This is a genomic window from Mucilaginibacter sp. P4_G9, assembly GCF_056400985.1.
Window position 1 is genome coordinate 1 of record NZ_JBFUKF010000516.1, and the last position, 3,024, is coordinate 3,024.

At 41.3% G+C, this 3,024-nt stretch carries 2 protein-coding genes; one reads left to right on the forward strand and one right to left on the reverse strand.

Going from position 1 to position 3,024, the window contains the following annotated elements; genetic code table 11:
- Nucleotides 1–632, reverse strand: a 632-nt coding sequence (locus tag AC1DPZ_RS24685) for a mannose-1-phosphate guanylyltransferase (RefSeq protein ID WP_477408470.1), incomplete at its 3' end; no start/stop codon positions are given.
- Between the two features lie 235 nt (nt 633–867).
- Between AC1DPZ_RS24685 and recQ the strand changes: the two genes are divergently transcribed.
- The coding region (gene recQ / locus AC1DPZ_RS24690) for a DNA helicase RecQ (protein WP_477408472.1) at nt 868–3,024 on the forward strand (2,157 nt) is incomplete at its 3' end.

Consider the following 3,024-nt stretch of genomic DNA (forward strand, 5'->3'; position numbering starts at 1 on the left):
GCTTTTACTATCGCTTTTGCCGACCATACAAAGATGCCCGCATTCCATAAAAAGTCGCCGCTCTGGATGAAGGTTTTGGCTATCTCCAGCGTGGGCTTTTCGGTAAAAGTTTTTACTTTATGAAAATCTTCATTAATCGTATTTTGGGTGTACTGGATATAACCGTAACCGGTATCTGGTCTTGACGGCTTGATGCCCAACGTCACCAGGCAATCATGTGCTGTGGCGGTTTGCAGTGATTTTTCAATGGCGCTTACAAAGGCATCCTCATCCAGGATCTGCTGGTCCGAAGGAGCTACTACAATAGCTGCATCGGGGTTTATGCTTTCTATCTTGAAACAACCATAAGCAACACAGGGAGCAGTATTACGCATTACCGGCTCGGTTAGTATCTGCTGATCTTCCAGATCCGGAAGCTGGGCTTTTACCAGTTTGGCATAATTTTCATTGGTTACTATATAAATATTTTCTTTGGGGCACACTTTCAGGAAGCGTTCGTAGGTGTTTTGTATTAATGTTTTGCCGGTTCCTAATATATCGATAAATTGTTTTGGATGCGAAGCACGGCTTATCGGCCAAAAACGGCTGCCTATTCCGCCTGCCATGATAATGGCATAGTAATTTTTGTTCATGTGTAATTTTAAGAATTTTTATTTGGTTTAGCCTTGGCAAAAATGTAGAATAATCTGTTAATTATACATTAATTGAAACTAAATAATTTGATAACAATTTAAATACAGCAAGTAAACAAATTGTTTTTCATTTAATAATCATTTTTGTTTAAAATTTAAAAGTAAATCCATCGTTTATTCATAAAATTTTGTTACTTTAAACTTTTAAATTGACTTTAGATTATTTAAGATAATGATAGAAACTAAGAAGTCGCTATTCGATAACCTCCAGAACTTTTTTGGATTTGATAACTTTAAGGGGGAACAGGAAGCGATAATAACCAACATTCTGGCTGGTAATGATACCTTCGTAATCATGCCGACGGGTGGTGGTAAATCAATGTGTTACCAATTGCCCGCTTTAATGAGCGATGGCACCGCGATAGTAATTTCACCACTGATTGCGCTGATGAAAAATCAGGTAGATCAGCTAAGGGCCTTTGGCGGCTCAGATAGTATAGCCCACTTTTTAAATTCATCCCTTACAAAAGCGGATATAGGACGTGTTAAGGAAGACGTTTTAGCGGGGAAAACCAAACTATTATATGTAGCCCCGGAATCGTTAACCAAACAGGAAAATATTGATTTTTTGCGCCTTAACCAGGTATCATTTGTGGCAGTTGACGAAGCGCACTGTATTTCGGAATGGGGGCATGATTTCAGGCCCGAATACCGCAAGATCCGTCAGGTGATCAGTAACATTGGTGATAATATACCAATTATTGCGTTAACAGCTACGGCCACGCCAAAAGTTCAGCAGGATATTCAGAAAAACCTGCAGATGAACAATGCCACAATCTATAAATCATCATTTAACCGCTCAAACCTTTTTTACGAAGTACGTGCCAAACGGAACGTGATTAAAGAGATTGTAAAGTTTGTAAAGCAAAACCAGGGCAAATCGGGCATTATCTATTGCCTTAGCCGTAAAAAGGTAGAGGAAGTAGCCGAGGCGCTTAACCTTAATGGTGTAAAGGCTTTACCATACCACGCAGGTTTAGACCCTAAGGTGCGCGCCGATACGCAAGACAAATTCCTGATGGAGGATGTAGACGTTATTGTGGCTACTATCGCCTTCGGTATGGGTATTGATAAACCCGATGTAAGGTATGTGATCCACCACGATGTGCCCAAGAGCATGGAAGGTTACTACCAGGAAACCGGCAGGGCCGGCCGTGATGGCGGTGAAGGTGTTTGCGTAGCTTTTTATTCTGAAAAGGATATAGATAAACTTCAAAAGTTTATGAAGGATAAGCCGGTTGCTGAACGCGAGATAGGCACCCAGATTTTAAAGGAAGTAATTGACTATTGCGAATCATCAGTTTGCCGCCGTAAGCAGCTGCTGCATTATTTTGGTGAAAACTTTAATGAAGCCGGCTGCAATAATATGTGCGATAACTGCTGCGGTCACAAAGAGCATTTTGACGGAGAGGAACATCTGCACAAAGCACTAAGCCTGATTAAACATATAGGAGAGAAATTTGACGATACCTACATCATTAGTATACTGATGGGTGAGGACAACGCGCAAATAAAGAATTACGAACACGATTTGCTTGACTATTATGGTTCGGGAAAAGAACAGGGTAAAAACCTGTGGAATTCTTTATTGAGGCAGGCGTTACTGAACAATTATCTTTCAAAAGACATTGATCAGTATGGTTTGCTGCGGTTAACCAAACTGGGCAATTCCTTTATCGAGAACCCTCACAGTATCCGCTTTGTGATGAACCACATCATAGAGGGCACTGACGATGATGATGACACTGACGGCCCTAAACAAGGCGGAGGCGCCCTGGATACCCAGTTGCTGCAAATGCTGAAAGACCTGCGTAAAAAGCTGGCAAAACAAAAAGGATTACCACCATTCGTTATCTTCCAGGATCCGTCATTGGAGGAAATGTGCACGCATTACCCAATCAATACCGAAGAGCTAAAACAGATCTCGGGAGTAGGTGCAGGTAAAGCCCTTAAATTTGGTAAACCGTTTACAGATCTGATCCAGAAATATGTGGAGGATAATGATATCGACCGTCCGGTTGATATGGTGATCAAAAGCGCTGCCAACAAATCGGCGCTTAAGGTTTTCATTATCCAGAATATAGATCGCCACTTAAACCTGGATGATATTGCCGCCTCAAAAGGACTTACCTATGAGGAGATCCTGAAGGAGGTTGAAACCATTGTTAACTCAGGAACCAAACTTAACCTTAATTATTATATCGATGAGGTGATAGACGAGGACAAACAAGAAGAAGTGTTCGATTATTTCCGTACGGCTGAAGCTGATTCTATTGATGATGCCCTTGCCGAATTAGGTAACGATGACTATACCCGCGAAGAAGTACAATTG